The organism is Nocardia sp. NPDC056564, assembly GCF_042793755.1.
Classification (GTDB): domain Bacteria; phylum Actinomycetota; class Actinomycetes; order Mycobacteriales; family Mycobacteriaceae; genus Nocardia.
In genome coordinates, this window is sequence record NZ_JBHTUR010000002.1 from 612292 (window position 1) to 631342 (window position 19051).

The 19051-nt window shown below is 68.4% G+C and carries 23 protein-coding genes; 16 read left to right on the forward strand and 7 right to left on the reverse strand.

Annotated features, from left to right (window positions below; all coding sequences use genetic code 11):
* Positions 1 to 235: 235 nt before the first annotated feature.
* The gene (locus ACFQ9K_RS06940; RefSeq protein WP_378726527.1) at positions 236 to 430 is read right to left on the reverse strand and encodes a hypothetical protein; all 195 of its coding nucleotides are present in this window, start codon (positions 428 to 430) and stop codon (positions 236 to 238) included.
* Positions 431 to 812: 382 nt separating this feature from the next.
* Here ACFQ9K_RS06940 and ACFQ9K_RS06945 point away from each other — a divergent pair, with 382 nt between their 5' ends.
* Positions 813 to 980: a hypothetical protein gene (locus tag ACFQ9K_RS06945; protein ID WP_378726529.1), complete on the forward strand. Its 168-nt coding sequence runs from the start codon at positions 813 to 815 to the stop codon at positions 978 to 980.
* 36 nt (positions 981 to 1016) lie between these two features.
* Positions 1017 to 1805, forward strand: coding sequence for a PRC and DUF2382 domain-containing protein (locus ACFQ9K_RS06950; RefSeq protein WP_378726531.1), 789 nt, complete (start codon positions 1017 to 1019; stop codon positions 1803 to 1805).
* Between the two features lie 109 nt (positions 1806 to 1914).
* Here ACFQ9K_RS06950 and ACFQ9K_RS06955 read toward each other — a convergent pair whose 3' ends face one another.
* Both ACFQ9K_RS06955 and ACFQ9K_RS06960 read right to left on the reverse strand, forming a co-directional pair.
* Positions 1915 to 2826 (reverse strand): BTAD domain-containing putative transcriptional regulator, encoded by a 912-nt coding sequence (locus ACFQ9K_RS06955; protein ID WP_378726533.1) that lies wholly within the window; start codon positions 2824 to 2826, stop codon positions 1915 to 1917.
* A gap of 2 nt (positions 2827 to 2828) precedes the next feature.
* Positions 2829 to 3323 (reverse strand): cupin domain-containing protein, encoded by a 495-nt coding sequence (locus ACFQ9K_RS06960; protein WP_378726535.1) that lies wholly within the window; start codon positions 3321 to 3323, stop codon positions 2829 to 2831.
* Positions 3324 to 3423: 100 nt separating this feature from the next.
* Between ACFQ9K_RS06960 and ACFQ9K_RS06965 the strand changes: the two genes are divergently transcribed.
* The 3 genes from ACFQ9K_RS06965 (at position 3424) to ACFQ9K_RS06975 (ending at position 5599) form a co-directional block, all read left to right on the forward strand.
* Entirely contained in the window at positions 3424 to 4356 is a 933-nt protein-coding gene (locus tag ACFQ9K_RS06965; protein ID WP_378726537.1) for a LysR family transcriptional regulator, read from the forward strand.
* 125 nt (positions 4357 to 4481) lie between these two features.
* Positions 4482 to 4652: a hypothetical protein gene (locus ACFQ9K_RS06970; RefSeq protein ID WP_378726539.1), complete on the forward strand. Its 171-nt coding sequence runs from the start codon at positions 4482 to 4484 to the stop codon at positions 4650 to 4652.
* Between the two features lie 242 nt (positions 4653 to 4894).
* A complete protein-coding gene (locus tag ACFQ9K_RS06975) occupies positions 4895 to 5599 on the forward strand; it encodes a PIG-L deacetylase family protein (protein WP_378726556.1) in 705 nt (234 codons plus the stop codon).
* On the opposite strand, the gene ACFQ9K_RS06980 is transcribed toward ACFQ9K_RS06975, so the two are convergent.
* Positions 5587 to 6147, reverse strand: a complete 561-nt coding sequence (locus ACFQ9K_RS06980; protein ID WP_378726554.1) for an HD domain-containing protein — start codon at positions 6145 to 6147, stop codon at positions 5587 to 5589. The genes ACFQ9K_RS06975 and ACFQ9K_RS06980 overlap by 13 nt on opposite strands.
* Before the next feature lie 142 nt (positions 6148 to 6289).
* Between ACFQ9K_RS06980 and ACFQ9K_RS06985 the strand changes: the two genes are divergently transcribed.
* The 3 genes from ACFQ9K_RS06985 to ACFQ9K_RS06995 all read left to right on the forward strand — a co-directional run bounded on the left by ACFQ9K_RS06985 (position 6290) and on the right by ACFQ9K_RS06995 (position 8977).
* Complete coding sequence (locus ACFQ9K_RS06985; protein WP_378726552.1) at positions 6290 to 7453, forward strand: glycosyltransferase; 1164 nt, start codon at positions 6290 to 6292, stop codon at positions 7451 to 7453.
* A 91-nt stretch (positions 7454 to 7544) separates the two neighbouring features.
* Positions 7545 to 7736: a DUF3046 domain-containing protein gene (locus ACFQ9K_RS06990; protein WP_378726551.1), complete on the forward strand. Its 192-nt coding sequence runs from the start codon at positions 7545 to 7547 to the stop codon at positions 7734 to 7736.
* Positions 7733 to 8977 carry a phosphotransferase gene (locus tag ACFQ9K_RS06995; RefSeq protein WP_378726549.1) on the forward strand — a complete coding sequence of 415 codons (1245 nt, stop codon included), beginning with the start codon at positions 7733 to 7735 and terminating at the stop codon, positions 8975 to 8977. The genes ACFQ9K_RS06990 and ACFQ9K_RS06995 overlap by 4 nt, the downstream gene beginning before the upstream one ends.
* Positions 8978 to 8980: 3 nt before the next feature.
* Here ACFQ9K_RS06995 and ACFQ9K_RS07000 read toward each other — a convergent pair whose 3' ends face one another.
* Entirely contained in the window at positions 8981 to 9499 is a 519-nt protein-coding gene (locus ACFQ9K_RS07000) for a CGNR zinc finger domain-containing protein (protein ID WP_378726547.1), read from the reverse strand.
* Between the two features lie 155 nt (positions 9500 to 9654).
* Between ACFQ9K_RS07000 and ACFQ9K_RS07005 the strand changes: the two genes are divergently transcribed.
* From ACFQ9K_RS07005 to ACFQ9K_RS07015, 3 genes are read left to right on the forward strand one after another with little or no spacing between them, the layout of a single operon-like run.
* Positions 9655 to 10116 carry a VOC family protein gene (locus ACFQ9K_RS07005; RefSeq protein WP_378726545.1) on the forward strand — a complete coding sequence of 154 codons (462 nt, stop codon included), beginning with the start codon at positions 9655 to 9657 and terminating at the stop codon, positions 10114 to 10116.
* Between the two features lie 46 nt (positions 10117 to 10162).
* The gene (locus ACFQ9K_RS07010) at positions 10163 to 11050 is read left to right on the forward strand and encodes a pyridoxamine 5'-phosphate oxidase family protein (protein WP_378726543.1); all 888 of its coding nucleotides are present in this window, start codon (positions 10163 to 10165) and stop codon (positions 11048 to 11050) included.
* 24 nt (positions 11051 to 11074) lie between these two features.
* On the forward strand, positions 11075 to 11524 hold the full coding sequence (locus ACFQ9K_RS07015; protein ID WP_378726541.1) for a nuclear transport factor 2 family protein: 450 nt from the start codon (positions 11075 to 11077) through the stop codon (positions 11522 to 11524).
* 176 nt (positions 11525 to 11700) lie between these two features.
* Here the strand turns inward: ACFQ9K_RS07015 and ACFQ9K_RS07020 are convergent, their stop codons facing one another.
* A complete protein-coding gene (locus ACFQ9K_RS07020; protein ID WP_378982888.1) occupies positions 11701 to 13110 on the reverse strand; it encodes an MFS transporter in 1410 nt (469 codons plus the stop codon).
* 98 nt (positions 13111 to 13208) lie between these two features.
* Here ACFQ9K_RS07020 and ACFQ9K_RS07025 point away from each other — a divergent pair, with 98 nt between their 5' ends.
* The 5 genes from ACFQ9K_RS07025 to ACFQ9K_RS07045 all read left to right on the forward strand — a co-directional run bounded on the left by ACFQ9K_RS07025 (position 13209) and on the right by ACFQ9K_RS07045 (position 17647).
* Positions 13209 to 14231 (forward strand): Lrp/AsnC family transcriptional regulator, encoded by a 1023-nt coding sequence (locus tag ACFQ9K_RS07025; RefSeq protein WP_378725858.1) that lies wholly within the window; start codon positions 13209 to 13211, stop codon positions 14229 to 14231.
* 261 nt (positions 14232 to 14492) lie between these two features.
* On the forward strand, positions 14493 to 15536 hold the full coding sequence (gene recA, locus ACFQ9K_RS07030; protein WP_378725856.1) for a recombinase RecA: 1044 nt from the start codon (positions 14493 to 14495) through the stop codon (positions 15534 to 15536).
* A 343-nt stretch (positions 15537 to 15879) separates the two neighbouring features.
* Positions 15880 to 16428 (forward strand): recombination regulator RecX, encoded by a 549-nt coding sequence (recX, locus tag ACFQ9K_RS07035; RefSeq protein WP_378725854.1) that lies wholly within the window; start codon positions 15880 to 15882, stop codon positions 16426 to 16428.
* 35 nt (positions 16429 to 16463) lie between these two features.
* Positions 16464 to 16673: a hypothetical protein gene (locus ACFQ9K_RS07040; RefSeq protein WP_378725853.1), complete on the forward strand. Its 210-nt coding sequence runs from the start codon at positions 16464 to 16466 to the stop codon at positions 16671 to 16673.
* 59 nt (positions 16674 to 16732) lie between these two features.
* A complete protein-coding gene (locus tag ACFQ9K_RS07045; protein WP_378725851.1) occupies positions 16733 to 17647 on the forward strand; it encodes a DUF6193 family natural product biosynthesis protein in 915 nt (304 codons plus the stop codon).
* Between the two features lie 743 nt (positions 17648 to 18390).
* Here the strand turns inward: ACFQ9K_RS07045 and ACFQ9K_RS07050 are convergent.
* Positions 18391 to 18711 carry a hypothetical protein gene (locus tag ACFQ9K_RS07050; RefSeq protein ID WP_378725850.1) on the reverse strand — a complete coding sequence of 107 codons (321 nt, stop codon included), beginning with the start codon at positions 18709 to 18711 and terminating at the stop codon, positions 18391 to 18393.
* Between the last annotated feature and the right edge of the window lie 340 nt (positions 18712 to 19051).

Consider the following 19051-nt stretch of genomic DNA (forward strand, 5'->3'; position numbering starts at 1 on the left):
TGCTCAGGTGTGGTGTTCCGCGGGGGTGTATAGGGCGGACCCAGATACTGTTCCGTCAGGTAGCGGGGGGCCGGGTCGCAGAGGGGTAGGCATGGTGAATCCCGATGGTGCGATACCGGGTAGTCGGGCGGTGAGGCATCGCTCATGGGTTCATCGTCGCTGTTCGGCGGACCCGGGTATATCCGCCGAACAGTCGACAGGGACTACCGGTGAATCGTGCGCTACCGGAGCTGATTCAGCGCAGGGTGTCCTTGCGCCGTAGTTCCTCGGCTCGGGCGCGCAGGGCGGCGTTCACCAGCTCGCGGCCCTCGGCCACCAGGTCGAGCACCTCCCAGGAGGCCTTGCGGGCCGCGCCGCCGACGATTCCGGCGATCGCTCCGCCGTGGCGACGAGCCGCCGCGGCCAGTTCTTGTGCGAGTTCGTTTTCCATCAGCCACCGACCGTCACGTGGGATTCAGTGTATGAGTGTGTGCCGAACAAGGTGTGTACATAAGTCGACCATCCCTTCCTGACTGCGGCTATCCGGAGAGCTGCGCGCAAGATCAGAGTACAACCGTACACTGACCGACCGCGCGGCCGGGAGAGCGCAAAACCCAAGCCTTTCGCGAAGCGTAATAGGCGGCGGGGCCGTCCGAAACACCGACTTTCGCGCGCCCGCACTGCTCGCCCGCGACACATCGCCCGGTCCGCGGCCGATTTCGCCGACGTGGCGTTTGGTGTAGATCACGCCGGGTAGTTGCCTTCATGTAGCTGATCGGTCCGATTCCAGCACAGGGATCGGGAACATTCAGTACAAGGGCAGGAGCAGACAGATGCTTGATATTGCCTACCGAAAATCCGCGATCGACCAGGACACGCAACGCCTGGATATCAGCAGATATCTGGCCTGGGGCAACGTCGACGATCCGGTCCGACGCTCGCGGCAAACGCAGCGAATCGCCCAGGATCTCGGCCAGTCCGATCACCGAGCAGATGCCTGAATCACTCTCATCGAACGCACGCGGAGGAATCGAATCATGACCGGAATGCTGGAAGAACTCATCGGAAGCGCTGTGTACTCGCCGGAAGGCGACAAGATCGGCAAGGTCAAGCGGATCTACGTCGACAACACCTCCGGCGCCCCGACCTGGGTGTCGGTGACCACCGGAATGTTCAGCGGTGACTCGCTGGTCCCGCTGGCCGGCGCCCAGCTGCGCCACGACCCGGAGGCCCTGCAGGTGCGCGTGGAGAAGGAGGACGTGAAGACCGCGCCGCATCTCGAGCACGACGGCCTGATCAGCCCGGAGGCCGAACGAGAGCTGTTCGACCACTACCACATCGACCCGAACCGGGCCGGCATGGACATGGGCGGCAAGCAGCAGATGCGCGGCGGACGCCGACCCGACGAGCAGACTCGCCGCCCCGACGCCGGTCGGCCCGCCGACGACCAGGGCATGGTCCGCTCCGAGGAGCGCTTGGCGGTCGGCAAGCAGAACGAAGAGGTCGGTCACGCGCGACTGCACAAGTATGTGGTGACCGAGGAGCAGACCGTCACCGTGCCGACCACGCACGAGGAGGTCCGGATCGAGCGCGAGCCGATCACCGACCGCTCGCAGGTCGGCCGCGCCGACATCGGCGAGCAGGAGGCCGAGGTCACCCTGCACGAGGAGCGGGTGACGGTGCAGAAGGAGACGGTGCCGGTCGAGCGCGTCCGCCTCGCCGTCGACGAGGTCCAGGACGAGCAGACCGTGTCCGACACGGTGCGCAAGGAGCGGATCGAGACCGAGGGTGTCGACCGCGATCGGCGTGACCCGCGGCGCCAGTGACCGTCGCCGCCTCGATTGATATCACTGGGTGTGGATCAGGGTGCACCTGATCCGCACCCAGATCTATCGGATCATCCAGGGTGACAACGATATTGCGCAGGCCGATCGATCAGAACCCAGGTTCGGGCCGCCGCAAACGATGCGCCGAGGTCGCCACGTCGCGGTACCGGATGATCCGCCGCACGGTCGAATGCGCTGGGCTGCTCGGTCTTACGACCGGCGGGACCGGATGCAGGCCCGGGTCGTGCCGCAGGATGCGCAGCTCGAGCTCGACGGTCTCCGGAGCGAGCGCCGCACCGAATTGCGCGGCGAGCGCTGACCGTAAGCCGCGCAGCCGATCGAGCGCGTCGACCTGCCTGCCCGCTCGATAGAGGGCCAGCGCGTGCAGCCGGGCCAGCGGTTCGTGCAGCGGATGCTCACCCGCCAAAATGCCCATCCCCCTGAGGCATTCGAGCCCGGAACCGAGCCGCAGCGCCGCCTCCAGTCCGGCGACGGCCAATTCGAGCCGCCAGGCGTCCAGCCGCGCGGCCTCCACCGCCGCGTACGGGGCCCACAGTAGGTCGGCCAGCGCCGGTCCCCGCCAGAGCCGCCCCGCTTCGTCGGCCGCCGCCCAGACCTCGGTGTACCGACCGGCGCGCTGCGCGGCGTGCAATCGATCCGCGATGGATTCCGCGGCGAGCAGATCGCCGACGACCATCGTCGTCCGATATCCCGCCGGCGTGCGCAACACCGTCGCGCCGTACGGTCCCAACGCCGTTCGCAACCGCGACACCACCACCCGCAACCGTTCGACCGGACGCGACAGCTCGCCGTCACCCCACAGGTCGGCCGCCAGTCGCCGATCGGGGACGGGCACCCCGCCCCCGAGCGCGAGCCGGACCAGCACGGCCCGCTCCATCGGACGGTCCACCCCGATGGTCCGCGCCCCGTCGATAACCGACACCGGCCCGAGAACGCGCACCTGGGCGTACCCCGGCTCGGGGACCGGGGCCGCATAGGCAATGCTCTGCGGCACAGTCATTCTCACTCCTCCTTCCGCTTCGACGGCGCGGGCCCGACGACGGTGACCCCGTAGCGCGCGAACTCCGCCTCCACCTCCGCGACCGAGGGTCGCCGGGCATCGGCGGGCGGCAACACCAGCTCGCTCGCCGCGGTACCGAACGCTCGATGCGCCCGCTCCACCCCCGCCGGCGTGTAGTGGTGCAGCACCCGCGCCGTCGCGGTATGCACCGCGAACCCGTGCGGAATCCCCCGCGGCAGCCACACCGAGCTGCCCGGCCCGGCCTGGATGCGGGCCAGCCCGCGATGCACGGTGAGCTCACCCTCGAGCACGAAGCACAACTCGTCCTCCCGCGAATGCAGATGCATCGGCGGCTCGTCACCCTGCGGCAGCACGACCTCGGCCAGCGACAGCACCCCGCCCGTGGTCTCGGCGCGCTGATGCCAAATCACCAGGCAGCCGAACGCCCACTCCGCGATCGGCCGGTGCGGCTCGAGTTCCTGACGCTGTTCCGGCACGGTGGCACTCCTCGATTCGAACAACCCGCTGTGACCATGCTCGATCCGCGGGACCCGGAACGGAAACACCGATCGGCTGTCGGATCTACAATCCGGAGTTGTGGATGTGGAATTCCGGCACTTGCGCGCGTTCCACGTGTTGGCGACCGAGCTGAACTTCACCAGGGCGGCGGCTCAGCTGCACCTGACCCAGCAGGCGTTGAGCAACCAGATCAAGCAGCTCGAAACCCGCATCGGCGCGACGCTTTTCCAGCGCAACAGCCGTCAGGTGACGCTCACCGACGCTGGCCGCACGCTGCTGACCCGGGTGCCCGACATCCTGGACACCGTCGGCGCGGCGATCGCGGACACCCGCGACACCGAGTCCGGTCAGCGGACCGAGCTGATCGTCGGCATCCGCGGCGTCACCGGCCTGGACATCACGCCCCGCGTGCTGCGCGCCTTCGCGACCGAGTATCCGCACGTCGCGGTGACCGTCGGGAAGGTCGGCTTCGACGACGCGAGCGCGGGTGTGCTGGTCGGCGCGTCGGATGTCGGGCTGATCTGGTTGCCCGCGCCGGACGGGCTCGACGTCACGCCGCTGCTGGGGGAGGAGCGGATCGCCCTGCTGCCTGCCGATCATCCGTTCGCGGCCGCCACCGCGGTCCCGCCCGCGGACATGGCCGTCCAGCCGTTCGCGTGGTGGACCGACAACCGCGATCTCGCGGCCCGCGACTTCATGACGCTGGCCGACTATCGCGACGGCCCGGCGACCATCGGCGCCGAGGTGGCCACGCTGGAGGATCTGCTGGCCGCGGTCGGCAGTGGTCAGGCGGTCGCGGTCTCGGTCGCCTCGGTGTCGCGTTTCTTCCCCTGGTCGGGCGTGATCACCCGGCCGCTGCTCGATGTCGCGCCCTCGGTGCTGGCCGTCGCCTGCCGCGCGGGCGACGATCGTCCGCTGGTCGCGGCCTTCATCCGGGTCGCGACGAAGGTCGCGGCCGAACTGATCGACGAGGGCGCCGCGACTCGCGTCCTACCCACGACGGGCGGGTAGTCAGGGTTCACCCTGATCTTCCCCGGATATCGTTGCTGACCTGGTGATTTATCGTCGCTCAGCTGTCAGAGTGGAACCTGTCGGATCGTGGGAGACGGTTCGCTTAGACCCTCGGAGGCTGGCACATGTTGTGGAAGATTATCGGTATCGTCGCGGTCGTCTGGATCGCGTTGGCCATCATCGGTGCGTTGATCAAGGGCCTGTTCCCGATTCTGGTGATCAGCGCCATCGTGTTCGGGCTGTACCTGCTGTACAAGGCGGTGTCGGGCTCGGACAACTCGGTCAGCAAGCTGTAGCTTCCGCCTGCGGAGCGGCCGGCGCGCGCCGGGTAGCGCTGCGCGGCCGTGCGGGCGGTGGTCGGACGGATCCAGGTGTGGCCGGGATGCCACCGGGAGGCGCGAGCGAAGTCGCGAACCGTCCGGGCCAGGGGCCGTGCGCTCCCCGATGCGGGGACCGCGCACGGCCCCTTCGTCACTGTTGCCCGCCCGCCGGACCTGGCCCTCTAGGCTGACCCGAGGACTAGGAAAGGGGTCGGTTGGTGGAGCAGGTGCCGGAGGATTGGCAGCGCGGAATCGTGATCGTCGCGCATCCCGACGACATCGAATACGGCGCCGCCGCGGCGGTGGCCCGCTGGACGGGACAGGGCAAGGACATTCGGTACGTCCTGGTCACCAGCGGCGAGGCGGGGATCGCCGGACTGCCGCCCGCGGAATCCGGGCCGGTGCGCGAGGGGGAGGAGATCGCCTCCGCCAAAGCCGTTGGCGTGCAACAGGTCGAGTTTCTCGGTTACCCGGACGGCCGGGTCGAGGAGTCGTTGGCGCTGCGCCGCGATCTGGCCGCCGCGATCCGCCGGCGTCAGCCGGAACTGGTGGTGCTCTTCAACTTCGGTGACACCTGGGCTCCCGGTTTCGCCAACAGTGCCGATCATCGCGCCGTCGGCCGTGCCGCACTGGACGCCATCGCCGACGCGGGCAACGAGTGGATCTTCCCCGAACTGACCGACGTCCCGTGGTCGCCGCGATGGGGAGCGGTGGTGGGCCCCAAGGTAACTCACGCCGTCGACGTCAGCGCGCACATCGAGCAGGCGAAGGCCTCGCTGGCCCAGCACCGCCGCTACCTCGAGGTGCTCAGTTCCGAGCCGGTGGAAGACCAGGTCCGCGCCATCGTGGATCGGGGGACCGGACCGATCGACGGGTTCCCCGCCGAACGTGCCGTCGGCTTCGAGCTCTACTACTTCAGCTGACGCAGCGCCCGCTCGGCGACCCGTTCGATGACCGGAATCCAGGAGTCGAGGGGCGCCACGGCGAGGCCGACGACTTTGCCCGCGTCGTCGGCGCGGCGCAGGGCGAGGGCGGCGTCGAAGTCCGGGTCGGCCTCGAACGCGGCGGCTTCCGCGGCGTTCATCGGCCCGCCCTGGGTGATCAGGGTGCGTTGGCTGGAGCGGGACAGACCCGCGGTGTGCGCCGAATCCGTCGCCGCCAGATAGCGTTTCGCGACCACGTGCAGCTCGACCAAGCGGGCAACGCGCGCACCGAGCAGCTCGCGGATCGCGGCCGCGCCATGCCTGCCGTGCCCCGCGTCGTCACCCGGCACCAGCTGGTGGCCGATGTCGTGCACCAGCCCCGCGACCTGTAACTGCTCATCCCGCGGATACCGCTGCCGCAGCAGTTCCGCGCACTGCCGGTCGTGGTCGAGGATGTCGACCGGATCGCCGCTGCGGTCCGGCATGTCCCAGACGTCCTCGCCGTCGGCCAGCAGCACCATCAATTCGTCCACCGTGGACACCCGCACGATCCGCTCCCTCTCGGCTATTGATTGGTCTAGACCATATCGCGACCGGCGGCGGAGGTCACGTGAAGTTCCGCTGACGAGCAGGTGAAGACGCGGGACGTGGGTGTGACCGAGCCGCCCGGCGGTGTGGCACGCTATGCGGATGCGAGTAGCCGTAGTCGCGGGACCCGATCCGGGACATGCGTTTCCCGCCATCGCGTTGTGCTTGCGTTTCCTGGCCGCCGGCGACGAGCCGGTGCTGTTCACGGCCCCGCGCTGGTTCGAGGCCGCGCGGGACGCCGGCATCGGCGTGCGCCGGCTCAAAGGCCTGGCGCCCCGACCTGCCGACGACGACACCGACGCCGGCCAGCGCATCCACGAACGCGCCGCGCACATCTCCACCGAGATCATGCCCGACCTCGGCGCCATGCTGCCGGAACTGGTGGTCTCCGATGTGCTCACCGCGGGCGGCGGACTGGCCGCGGAACGCCTCGGCGTGCCCTGGGTGGAACTGTCCCCGCACCCGCTCTATCTGCCGTCGAAAGCCTTGCCGCCCATCGGGAGTGGTCTCGCTCCCGGGGCGGGGCTGCGCGGCCGGATGCGCGACGGCCTGCTGCGCACCATGACCGCTCGAGACATCCGCAACGGCCTGCGTCAGCGCGGCCACGCGCGCGAAAGCGTCGGCCTGCCCGCCACCGACCCCGGGCCCGACGCCCGCCTGATCGCCACCCTCCCCGCCCTGGAGGTGCCGCGTCCCGACTGGCCGGACAACGCCCACGTCATCGGCCCCCTCTTCTGGGAACCGACGGACGCGATCCTGGCGCCACCGCCGGGCGACGCACCCCTGGTGATGATCGCCCCGTCCACCGCCCACACCGGCGTCGCGGGCATGGTCGAAACGGTCCTGGACGGCCTCGCGGGAGCCGATGTCCGCGTGGCCATCTCGACGCTCGATCCGCCGCCCGCCGACCTACCCCCCTGGGCCATAGCGGGTCTGGGCCGTCAGGACGAACTGCTCACCCACGCCGCGGTGGTGGTCGGCGGCGGCGGCCACGGCCTGCTCGCCAAGTCCCTCTCCGCGGCGGTCCCGATCGTCACCGTCCCCGGCGGCGGCGACCAGTGGGAACTCGCCAATCGGGCGGTCCGGCAAGGCAGCTCACTGCTCGTCCGCCCGCTGACCCCCGCCGCGGTCCGCGCCGCGGTCCTGGACATCCTCGGCACGCCGACCTTCGCCGCGGCCGCGAAACAAGCGGCCTCGACCGCCACCGAGGTCGCCGACCCGATCCAGCTCTGCCACCAGGTACTCGATACGGTCCGAGCGGGGTAGTGGCCGACCGCGGTCGCTGCTGCGCGCGGCCGGCGTCGGCCAGTAGCGGGGCCGGTGGGGGTGGCGGCTGCGCGGGGGTATCTTGGGCACGGTGCGATTGACGGAGTTCCAGGAGCTGTTGCATACCGAATTCGGGACGGCGCGGGGAGATGCCCTGCTGGCCGATCACGTGATCCCGTCGTTGGGGCGGACGGGGTCCGACGCCATCGAAGCGGGGGTCGATCCGCGCGAGGTGTGGCGGGCGCTCTGCTCGGAGTTCGACGTGCCGCGGGGGCGGTGGTGAGCGTGCCGGGCCAGGCGGTGGATCACGACGGTCCGCTGTATCGGTTCGACGAGCGGGAGCGGATGATTCCGGTCGACCCGCAACGGCTGGCCGCGCGGCTGGCCAAGGCCGAACCGGCCGACTTCGCCGGATACCGGCAGACCGGGATCGAGGCGATGCTGCTCGGCCGCTACGACCAGGCCCTGGATCTGCTGGACCGGGCGCTGGAACTGGTGGACACCGAGGAGCGCCGGATCACGGTGTGGATCAACCTCGGCGACGTCTACCGCTACCGGGGCGACGCGTTCACCGCCGAGACGCTCTACCGCCGCGCCGTCGAGCACGCGCGAGTGGCCGCGCCGGACGTGTTGTCGTTCGCCGTGCAGCATCTCGGCAAGGCGCTGGCCGAACAGGATCAGCTGACCGAAGCGCACTCGCTGCTGCGCGAGGCGCTCGACCTGCGCACGGCCGAAGGCGATCCCGAACAGATCGAATCGACCCGGGTCGCGCTGGAGCGGCTGGCCTCGCTGCCGATTCCGTTGCCGCCGAAGGCCGCCGCGCTGCTCGGCACCGAGCCGACCTGGTCGGACGAGCACGAGGGGCAAAGCGGCGGCGTCGCGTTCGTCAACGAGGCGTTCTGGGTGAAGCGCGGGCCGAAGGCCGTCGCGGAGCACGAGCGCTTGACCTGGTTGCGCGACCGGGGAATTCGGCTGCCGGAGGTCCTCGTGTTCGACGGCGACGTGCTGGTACTGGCCGATGCGGGCGTCTCGAGCCTGGCCGCGCGTGCCGACGCGGGGTCGGGCGCGACATCGGTCGGCACGGTCATGGGCGAGCTGCTGCGCCGGTTGCACAGCATTCCGATCGCCGAATGCCCGTTCGACGGACGGCTCGACGTCGTGCTGGCACAGGCGCGTCGGCACGTGATCGAAGGGCTGGTCGACCTCGACGACTTCGACCCGGAAAACCGGGACCTCGGCGCGGAAGACATACTGGCGCAACTGGTTACCGAACGTCCCGACCGGGAGGACCTGGTCGTGGCGCACGGCGACTTCACCCCGCCGAACGTGCTCGAAGGCTCGATCCTGCTCGATGTCGGCGCGCTCGGCGTCGCCGACCGCTATCGCGACCTGGCTCTCGCCGCGCGTGACCTGCGCGACGACTTCGGCGACGCCGAGGTGCGCGCCTTCTTTACCGCCTACGGTCTCACCGACCCGGATCCCCGGCGCCTGGAGTACTACCGCCTGCTCGACGAATTGTTCTGAGACTCAAGGCTTCTTCGCGTAGTGCCGGGCCGCCTTGGTCCGGTTTCCGCACGTCGCCATCGAATGCCAGCGGCGGGTGCCGTTCTTCGAGGTGTCGTAGAAGAACAGCACGCAGTCGGGGTGCGCGCACTGGCGGATGCGGTCCGGCGCTTCGGCGAGCAGGTGGAGCAGGTTGTCGGCCGCCAGCCAGGCGGGCAGCCAGGTGGGGTCGGGGACGTCGATGACGTTCTCGGGGCCGGCGTCGGTGAGGGTGCGCCGGATTCGTCCGTGCTCGAGCACCTCGTTCAAGGTCTTGTGCGCGGCGTGCCGCACGACGTCGTAGATGGCGGTGCGTGCGGTCAGCACCGCGGCGAGGGTCGCCTCGTCGGCGGTCGCGCGGTCGGTCAGCCCCGCCGAGGCCAGCCAGATGCCGAGACCTGTCACATCGGTGAGCAGGTCCTGTAGCTGTCCGTGCTGGTTCCACCGCGTGTCCAGCAGGTCGAGCGACAGCGGTTCGCCGAGGTGGGGGCGTGGATCGTGCATGACTGAGGGTATCCAGCTCCTTCCGGTGCTCGGGGCGACAGGGCGGGTATATAACCGTTAAAAGTCATTTTACAGGTTGACGGCGGTGGCGGGCGATGGTTATCGTCTAACCAGTAAAACCGTTGCAGACGGTTTCGCCCGTCGAGGAGGATCACATGACCACGGTCGCCGCACCCCAGCTCGCCACCGGACACATCGGCCTGAACGTCTCCGACCTGGAGCGCTCGGTCGATTTCTACCGTCGCGCACTGGGTTTCGAGCAGCTCGGCGCGAGCACCGACGGCGAGCGGAAATGGGCGTTCCTCGGCGCGGGCGGCAAGCTCTCGTTGACGCTGTGGCAGCAGAGCGCGGGCTCGTTCTCCGTCGAAACGCCTGGCCTGCACCATCTTTCGTTCCAGGTCGACTCGATCGATCAGGTGCGCGCGGTCGAGGCGGCGCTGCGCGCGCAGTCGGTGCGGATCCTGCATGACGGCGTCGTCGCGCACGGTGAGGGCACCGCGTCCGGCGGCATCTTCTTCACCGACCCCGACGGCATCCGGCTCGAGGTCTACGCGCCGAGCGGCGCCGAGTCCGCGCCCGCACCCAGCGGCGCGGCGCCGACCTGCGGATTCTTCTGAGCCGCAGCGTTGTTTAACGGATTACCCGCCGGACAGGAGTATTGCGATGTCGCCCTTCCATTCCGGTGAGCTCGCCGTCCAGCAGCGGATGGGGCAGGCGGAGATCGCCGACCGGGTCGGCCGGTCGATCCGCGCCGACATCCCGGCCGTCGCCGCGTCGTTCCTGGCCGAACAGCCCATGGTGGTGATCGCGGCCGCCGACGACGCGGGCCGGCTGTGGGCCAGCGAGCTGGTCGGGCCGCCGGGCTTCATGCACGCCGTCGACGCGGACACCATCGCCGTCGACGCGCGGCCCGCGGTGGGAGATCCATTGCGGGAGGCGCTGTCTCGTCCGGCCCGGGTCGGCATGATCGCGCTGCAACCGCAGCGTCGCAGGCGGATGCGGGTCAACGGCTCCGCGACGGCCGCGGTCGGCGGTCTGCGCATCGCCACCGAGCAGGTCTACGCGAACTGCCCGAAGTACATCACCCGCAGGCACATCGAGTCCTACCACCCGGAGGTCGAGCCGCCGCTGCCGCGGCGCGGCACCGAACTCGACGCCGGTCAGCAGGCCGCGATCAGCGCGGCCGACGCGTTCTTCGTCGCCACCGCCGACGCCGAGGGTAACGCCGACGCCTCGCATCGCGGCGGCAATCCCGGCTTCCTGCAGGTACTTTCGCCGACCCACCTGCGCTGGCCGGACTATCGGGGCAACTCGATGTTCATGACTCTCGGCAACATCGAGGTGAACCCGCGCTGCGGCGTCCTCGTCCCGGACTGGACCACCGGCGGCACCCTCCAGCTCACCGGAACCGCCGAGTTGACCTGGGCGCCGGAAACTTTCACCACCGGTGCGCAATGCTCGATCGACTTCACCATCGCCGAGGTGGTCGAACGCGCCGGCGCGGGCCCACTGCGCTGGGGTCCGCCCGAACTTTCCCCCGTCAATCCCTGAACCACCAGAGAGAAGGAGTCGTCCGTGCGACCCCCAGTGCCACCGTTCGATCTCGAATCCGCCAAGGTCAAGGTGCTCGCCGCCGAAAACGCCTGGAACACCCGCGACCCGGAGAAGGTCGCCGCCGCCTACACCGAGGACTCGGTGTGGCGTAACCGCGACGAGTTCTTCACCGGCCGCGCCGCCATCGTCGAATTCCTCACCCGCAAGTGGGCTTCGGAAAACGGTTATGCCCTGCGCAAGGACCTCTGGGCCTTCGAGGGCAACCGCATCGCCGTGCGCTTCCAATACGAATGGCACGACGAATCCGGCCAATGGTGGCGCAGCTACGGCAACGAACAATGGGAATTCGCCCCCGACGGCCTGATGTCGCGCCGCGAAGCCAGCATCAACGACGTCCGCATCCCCGAATCCGCCCGCCGCATCCACGGCCCCCGCGAACCAGGCGACGATTCGGTTCTACCCCAGCAGTAATCACTCTCCACCCACGAGCAGCGCCCCACCCGCCCGACCTAAACCGCAACCGCCCGGTGCCGCGCTGCGAACGGGACATGACGGCGGCAGAGTACGAGTGGAGCCGCCGTCATGTCCCGTTGATCACGAAGGATGTCGCTAGTGAATACCTGCGTGTGGAGAATTGATGCGCGGTGTCAGGCGGCGGCGACTTTCTGGTGGGTGTTGTCCGGTGCTGCGGCGGGGCGCCGGTGGTGGAGCAGGGCGAAGGCGATCACGCCGAAGACGATGCCGACCGCCGCGGCGACGGTGAAGGCCGCGTCCAGGCCGGATACGAAGTGCGGCAACGTCACCGGCTGGTCGTCGCCCGAGACGCCGCGAAACACCGTGCCCAGCACCGCGACTCCGAGGGCCAGGCCGAGCTGTCGTGCGGTATTCACCGCGCCCGCCGCGGTGCCGCCCTGCTGCGGCGGCACCGCGGCCATGCCGACCGATACCAGCGCGGGCGCGTTGACGCCGATGCCCGCGCCGATCACCACGAACCCGGGAACCAGTGCCGCCCAGGATGATCCGGCATCGATCACGGTCAGCAGTCCGGTGCCGATGCCGACCACCACCAGCCCGGCGCCGATGGTCCACTTGGGCGCGACGTCGTGCATCAACCGGCCGAACACCCCGGCGACCAGGAATGCCGTCGCGGCCATCGGCAGCAGGGCCAAGCCGGCGTGCAGCGGCGTCATCCGCAACTGCTGCTGTAGCCACAGCGAAACCAGGGGAGTGCAGGCGAACGCCGCGAACGTCTGGCCGCTCGCCCCCAGCAGCGTCGCGCCGAAGTCGCGATTGCGCAGCAACGCCAGCGGGAACATCGGTGCGGCGCCACGATTCTCGACGACCGCGAAGATCGCGGTCGCGGCGGCGCCCAGGACCAGCGCGGTCACCGCACGACCATCCGACCAGCCATGCTCACCACCACGAATGACGCCATAGGTGAGCGCGGTCGCCGCGGTGGCGAAGGCGAGCATGCCGGGCACGTCGACGGCCTTGTCCGCCCGCCGCACCGACGCCGGAAACACGCTGACGGTCAACGCGATTGCCAGCACCGCGATCGGCAGGTTGACGAAGAAGATCCACCGCCAGGACAGCGCCTCGGTCAGCACGCCGCCGAGCACCACCCCGATGCCCGCCGCCGCACCGGACACCGCACCCCAGACGCCGAACGCGATGCCGCGGTCGCGTCCGGTGTAGGTCGAATGCAGCAGCGACAGCGTGGTCGCGAACATGGCCGCGCCGCCGATTCCCTGAAGCACCCGCGCCGCAATGAGATTCGACGCGGTGTCGGCAATCCCGCAACCGAGCGAGGCGAGCGCGAACAGGACCAGCCCGGCGAGGTAGGCGCGTTTCGCGCCGACCCGATCGGCGAGCGAACCGAGCACCAGCAGCAGCGCCGCCAAGGCCAGCGCGTACCCGTCCACCACCCATTGCAGGCTGGACAACCCGGCACGCAGGTCGACCGCGATGTCGGGCAACGCGACGTTCACGATGGTGACGTCGATGAGCAGCATCAGCGTGCCGAGACACGCGGCGAACAGGGGGAGCCATTTCTTCACAGGTGCCTCCACGGCGGAATCGAACGATATCGACGCCTAGCGTGCGGCAATCGAACGTATCGCCCTAGTCAGATCGGCTGCTGCGTTAGATTCCTCCTATGCGGCACGACGATGCTCCGGAATCCTCCGCGCTGGACGTTCTCGACCGGCAGATCCTGCACGCACTCGTGCACGACGCCCGGATCCCGTTCACCACGCTCGGCGCCATCCTCGACGTCTCCGAACAGACCGTCGCCCGGCGCTACCGTTCGCTGCGCGAGCGCGGCATCATGCACGTCTCCGGGCAGGTGAACGCGGTCCCGCTCGGGCACGCGCGCTGGGTGCTGCGGATCAAATCCACCCCGGACAAGGCGCTGCGATTGGCCGAATCACTGGCCGGATTCCCGGATTTGAGCTGGGTCACGCTGCTGTCCACCGGCTCGGAGGTGACCTGTGTGAGCCGGCCGCGTTCCATCGAACGCCGCGACGCCCTGCTGCTGCACACCTTGCCGCGGGCCAGCCAGGTGCGCGAGGTGATCGCGCACGAGGTGATGCACCGGTTCGAGGCCGACGAGGAATGGCCGCGCTTCGGTCATCTGTTCACCGCGGAGCAACTGCGCGCGCTGGGTCCACAGCGCTCCCGGCTGGAGGGGACCGAGCCGGACGCGCCGCCGGACCTGACGCCGGAGGACGAGGCGATGCTCGCGCTGCTCGGCCGGGACGGCCGCGCGCCGTACGCCCAGATCGCCGCTGAAACCGGTTGGACCGCACCGAGGGTCGCGCGCCGCATGGCCGAGCTGGCCCGGTCCGGCGTGCTGTATTTCGACCTGGACTTCGCGATCGAACGCATGGGGTACGGCGTGCGCGGGGCGCTGTGGCTGCGGGTCCGCCCGGCCGAACTGGACGCGGTGGGCCGGGCGCTGGCCACCCATCCGGAGATCGTGTTCGTGGCCGCGACCACCGGCCCGACCAACCTGATGGCGTCGATGATCTGCCGCGACACGCCCCACCTCTATCGCTACATCACCGAGCGCCTCGGCCCGCTGGACGGCATCACCGACTTCGAGGTCACCCCCTCGTTACGCGTGTTCAAGCAGGCGCAGACGCTGCTGCACAGCGATCGGGTATCCCTGGTGCGTTGACCCAGGTCGAACCCGGATTTCGGGCGGACGCGAGGAACCGCTCGGGCACCGGCTAACCTGACCTGCGACTTACCGTCGGCCGCCACCGGCACTGAGCTGCGCACACGAGCCCGGCCGGAAAACTCGGGAAGCGGTAACCGGCCGCGTCGCTTGACTCGAACACGTGTTCGTCTAATCTTGCCGTCAGAACTTGTCGGTGCCGCCCTCTAATGTTGGCGCCAACCACAGCAGAGACTTACCCGTCGAAAAGGGGATCAAGACATGGCACCACAGGCGTACGACCGCGACAAGGCTCTCGAACTCGCACTGGCTCAGGTCGAGAAGAACTTCGGCAAGGGCGCGGTCATGCGTCTCGGTGATGAGGTACGTCAGCCCCTCGCGGTGATCCCGACCGGGTCCATCTCGCTGGACGTCGCGCTCGGCATCGGCGGCCTGCCGCGCGGCCGCATCGTCGAGGTCTACGGCCCGGAGTCCTCGGGTAAGACCACGGTCGCGCTGCACGCGGTGGCCAATGCCCAGGCGGCGGGCGGCGTCGCCGCGTTCATCGACGCCGAGCACGCCCTCGACCCGGATTACGCCAAGAAGCTGGGCGTCGACACCGACGCGCTGCTCGTCTCGCAGCCGGACACCGGTGAGCAGGCGCTCGAAATCGCCGACATGCTGGTGCGTTCCGGCGCCATCGACATCATCGTCATCGACTCGGTGGCCGCGCTGGTGCCGCGCGCCGAGATCGAGGGCGAGATGGGTGACAGCCACGTCGGCCTGCAGGCTCGTCTGATGAGCCAGGCGCTGCGCAAGATGACCGGTGCGTTGAGCAACTCCAACACCACCGCCATCTTCATCAACCAGCTGCGCGAGAAGATCGGCGTGATGTTCGGTTCCCCCGAAACCACCACGGGTGGTAAGGCGTTGAAGTTCTACGCCTCGGTCCGCCTCGACGTGCGCCGCATCGAGACGCTCAAGGACGGCACCGACGCGGTCGGCAACCGTACCCGGGTGAAGGTGGTGAAGAACAAGGTCAGCCCGCCGTTCAAGCAGGCCGAGTTCGACATCCTCTACGGCCAGGGCATCTCCAAGGAGGGCTCGCTCATCGACATGGGCGTCGAGCACGGCTTCGTGCGCAAGTCCGGCTCCTGGTATACCTACGAGGGCGACCAGCTCGGCCAGGGCAAGGAGAACGCCCGCAAGTTCCTGCTGGAGAACACCGACATCCGCGACGAGATCGAGAAGAAGATCAAGGAGAAGCTCGGCATCGGCGCCGATGTGACCGCGGACGCGGGCACCGAGGTCCCCGCCGATTTCTGATCCGATGAACGGCCGACGCTCGCCCCAGCCGCGCCGGACCGCGCCCGATGAGTCGCGGTCCGAGCCGGTGCAGGAGATGCGCCGTCGGCTTCATGAACTCCTGTCCGCCTCTGGTGCCTCCACCGATCCACTCGGATCTTGGCCCGGCGAACAGGACCCCGGACGAGTTCGTTCGGCCGAAGGTGGTTCGGCCGAAGCGGACACGTTGGGAACTCGGTCGAGCGCGTCCGATCCGCAGCGGGCGCGTTCGACTGGGTCCGGCCGCGGACGACGAAAGTCGTCCCGGCGCACAGACTCCCAGTCGGCTGATTCCGAACATGCCGAAGGCCGATGGGCGGATCCGGTGGCGGCCGGATCCGAGCGGGGTGGCCGCTCCACGGAGCTCACTCCGCCAGGCGGGACGGTCGAGCAGGCGAAGGAGGCATGTCTTCGCCTGCTCGCCGTCCGCGCCCGCAGCCGCGCCGAACTCGCTCAGCGCTTGGCGACCAAGGGTTACAGCGCCGAGATCACCGACCGCGCCCTCGACCGGCTCACCGAGGTCGGCCTGATCAACGACGCGGCCTTCGCCGAGGAGTGGGTACACGCCCGGCACACCTTCTCCGGCAAGGGCAAACAGGCGCTCGCCCAGGAACTTCGCCGCAAGGGCGTCGCCCAATCCGACGCCGACGCCGCCCTCGACGCGATCAGCTCCGACGACGAGGAGTCCCGCGCCCGCGAACTCGTCCGCCGCAAACTCCGCAGCATCCCGTCCGGCCTCGACCGCGAGAAGACGATCCGCCGGCTGGTCGGCATGCTCGCCCGCCGCGGATACAGCCAATCGACGGCCTTCACCGTGGTCAAAACCGAACTGGCCCAAGCCGAATTCGATACCTCGGATCTGGAACAGGACTAGGCACCCGTTACGACCGAACCAGTGGAGGCGACGCCATGAGCAAGTTCTTTGCCATCCCGCAAGCCGATACCTATTTCGTCGTGATGACCACGCTCGTCACCGTTCTGGGCGCCTTCCCCCTGATCCATGTGTTCCGCGGTACCGCATCGCCCCTAGATTGGACCCTGGCGATCCTGGTGACCCTCAACTGGATCGTCGCCGCGATCGCACTGACCAGGCGGTACCGCCACCGGAACAACCAATAACGACCCTGCGTCTGCCGCGTCAGGTCATCGGAGCGGACAGAAGCGATCCATCCGAGTAGATGTTTGCCCTGCGGCATGGTGAGCATTTCGCCGAAGCCACGGACATGCTCGGCGGCTTGAAGCGCTGGGGCACTGTTCCAGCACGGCTTTCAAACTTGACCTGCGGTTACCTGGTTGCCTGTTTCAGTCGCTGGCACACTGGAGTTGTGTTCTCGGAGAGCCTGCAACGACTGCTGCCGTGGTATCCCGAACTCGAGTCGGCCGACAATCTCCTGAGCATGCTGCAGACCGCGATAGACAGCACCGGGTTCGATGTGATCGTGCTGCCAGCACGTGAGCAGGACAAGCGATTCGTGAGCGCGCGAATCGACGACGGCATCCGAAGCCTCAGTATCGACCTCGACACCACCAAGCGGGCGTTCGTGATGCGATTCCGGGCGTATGGGGTGCTGATGGCCGGCGGCACCACCTCCGATCTGGCGGCTTGCGCAGCTGCGGCGGTGCAGTGGCAGTCCGGCACCACCAGCTGGGCGCTGTACAAGGCGTGGTCGTTCGTCGAGTACAAAGAGTTTCGGGCGCAGGCGGATGAGCACGACCCGGTGGCGGCCCGATGGGCTTTCTTGCGAACCCAACGCCCTGACCTGGACCACCGCCTGATCGAAGCGGCCTATGCGCAACCGCGTCTGCGAATGCTGTTCCCGGCCACCAGCGTCAGCACGACTCTTATCCTGAGCCGCTGCACACGGTACCCGTTCTCCTTTGACGTGCCTTCCGTGTGCTCGACTGGCGGGAAGTATTACGTCTTGCGTGGCCGCTACATGCCCGAAGGGCCGAAAACGATCGCTGTTGTCGATATGGCTGAAGATGCGGTCGCACTAGCCGTGGCGCACCTTCCCGAAGGTTGCGGGCCCGCCATCATCGGCACGTACCAGGACCTCGATACATCCACGCCCTCGGCAAGAACCCACCTCTGACGGCCGTGCGGCGCGGATGACGCTAGATCCAGGCATGTGTCTCCGCGCGCGCCAGCGGCTCCGGACCTGATCAACTACCGTTCCATACGGCCATCGCGTTCACCGGTGCCCAGTCGCCCATCTCCGATTCCGTCGAGCGGGTCGGCGCCTCGGGCGTGACTCGGCTGTCCTGGGCCGAAGTGCTCTTGCCATCGTCTGGTGAGCTGGCTGCCGTCTCCTGTGCACCGGGGGCGGGTAGTTCACTGTGTGCACCGGCTGGTCCAGCCATCGATATGACAGCACCGATCGTCACCGCGGCGAGCGCACCGACCATTCCACCCTTGCGAACCACAGAAACCCTCCACACTCCTTCATTCATTCCTGTTGCACCCCGGCGATGGCCGATGAACTGCCTGCCGCCGCGCCGCACCCCGGCGAAGTCGGCGACTGGATACCGATCACCGGCAGGGTCGTCTCGTCGGCCAGTTCGGATCCGATCGGTACGCTGGTCCGATGAGCACGGTACCCAGGTCTCTGGGTGAAATCAGTTGTAGTACATACTTTTTCCGATAATCCCGTCGCTTATGTAGAGGTGATTGTTTCGCTGCGATACCTGCCGTCGTGGTCACCACCGGCATCTCGAGTGGGAATCAATCGCGGCACAGACGTCGGCGGGGCGAGCGACCAGATCGGTACACCCGCGCGGGGCGACGTCGGTTGCGCGGGGCCCGCGACCCGAACGGTGGTGACCAGCCCGCTTGACGTCAGTCCAGGCGTTCGAACCCGTCCGGGTGCTGGTCGCTGCCGGTCTCGTCGAGGGGGGTTGCCGCTTCTCCGGTTCCGGGCGCGGGCCACCGGTCCGCGGGCAGAACCCAGCGCGCGTAGGTGTTCTCCGGATTCACCGTGATCACGTCGCACACCCGCACCACCCGATCCAGCTCGTCCGCGAGATGCGCGAGATTCGGCATGACGACCGCATCCGCCCCTACCCGCTCGATGGCGTTCAGCAACTGCTGCACCGGCTGCTCGGTCTGCGCGCCGAACACCACGATCTTGGTCAGTTCATACCCGAGTCTCTTTGCCACACTGCGAATCTGCGTCTCGTCCCAGACCTGCGATACCCCCGACACATCGCGGCGCAGGTACCCGATCGCCGTAGGCCGTCCCCACATCCCCAGTTGCCCTCTCCTCGGTTTCCGTCTCGCGTGCAACCTCCGAGGTTAGAAGTGGCCGGTGCCGGATGGACAGCATGTTGCGAAAAGTTGCGGACATCGGTGGCGGGCGGTTCCTGACTGGAACCTTCCCGGATTTCCCTGCACCACACGCTTATTCGATCACTTGACCAGCAAACCTGGCCTTGACCGGCGGTCCGGCGGAGCGCGACAATCGACGCGCTCGGGGCAACAGTTCGCAACATCCCAGGAC

Excerpts from the sequence above, each read along its gene's own strand:
- ACFQ9K_RS06940 (WP_378726527.1), bottom strand. The coding sequence starts at position 430 with ATGGAAAACGAACTCGCACAAGAACTGGCCGCGGCGGCTCGTCGCCAC.
- ACFQ9K_RS06945 (WP_378726529.1), top strand. The coding sequence starts at position 813 with ATGCTTGATATTGCCTACCGAAAATCCGCGATCGACCAGGACACGCAA.
- ACFQ9K_RS06950 (WP_378726531.1), top strand. The coding sequence starts at position 1,017 with ATGACCGGAATGCTGGAAGAACTCATCGGAAGCGCTGTGTACTCGCCG.
- ACFQ9K_RS06955 (WP_378726533.1), bottom strand. The coding sequence starts at position 2,826 with ATGACTGTGCCGCAGAGCATTGCCTATGCGGCCCCGGTCCCCGAGCCG.
- ACFQ9K_RS06970 (WP_378726539.1), top strand. The coding sequence starts at position 4,482 with ATGTTGTGGAAGATTATCGGTATCGTCGCGGTCGTCTGGATCGCGTTG.
- ACFQ9K_RS06985 (WP_378726552.1), top strand. The coding sequence starts at position 6,290 with ATGCGAGTAGCCGTAGTCGCGGGACCCGATCCGGGACATGCGTTTCCC.
- ACFQ9K_RS07000 (WP_378726547.1), bottom strand. The coding sequence starts at position 9,499 with ATGCACGATCCACGCCCCCACCTCGGCGAACCGCTGTCGCTCGACCTG.
- ACFQ9K_RS07005 (WP_378726545.1), top strand. The coding sequence starts at position 9,655 with ATGACCACGGTCGCCGCACCCCAGCTCGCCACCGGACACATCGGCCTG.
- ACFQ9K_RS07010 (WP_378726543.1), top strand. The coding sequence starts at position 10,163 with ATGTCGCCCTTCCATTCCGGTGAGCTCGCCGTCCAGCAGCGGATGGGG.
- ACFQ9K_RS07025 (WP_378725858.1), top strand. The coding sequence starts at position 13,209 with ATGCGGCACGACGATGCTCCGGAATCCTCCGCGCTGGACGTTCTCGAC.
- recA (WP_378725856.1), top strand. The coding sequence starts at position 14,493 with ATGGCACCACAGGCGTACGACCGCGACAAGGCTCTCGAACTCGCACTG.
- ACFQ9K_RS07040 (WP_378725853.1), top strand. The coding sequence starts at position 16,464 with ATGAGCAAGTTCTTTGCCATCCCGCAAGCCGATACCTATTTCGTCGTG.
- ACFQ9K_RS07045 (WP_378725851.1), top strand. The coding sequence starts at position 16,733 with ATGTTTGCCCTGCGGCATGGTGAGCATTTCGCCGAAGCCACGGACATG.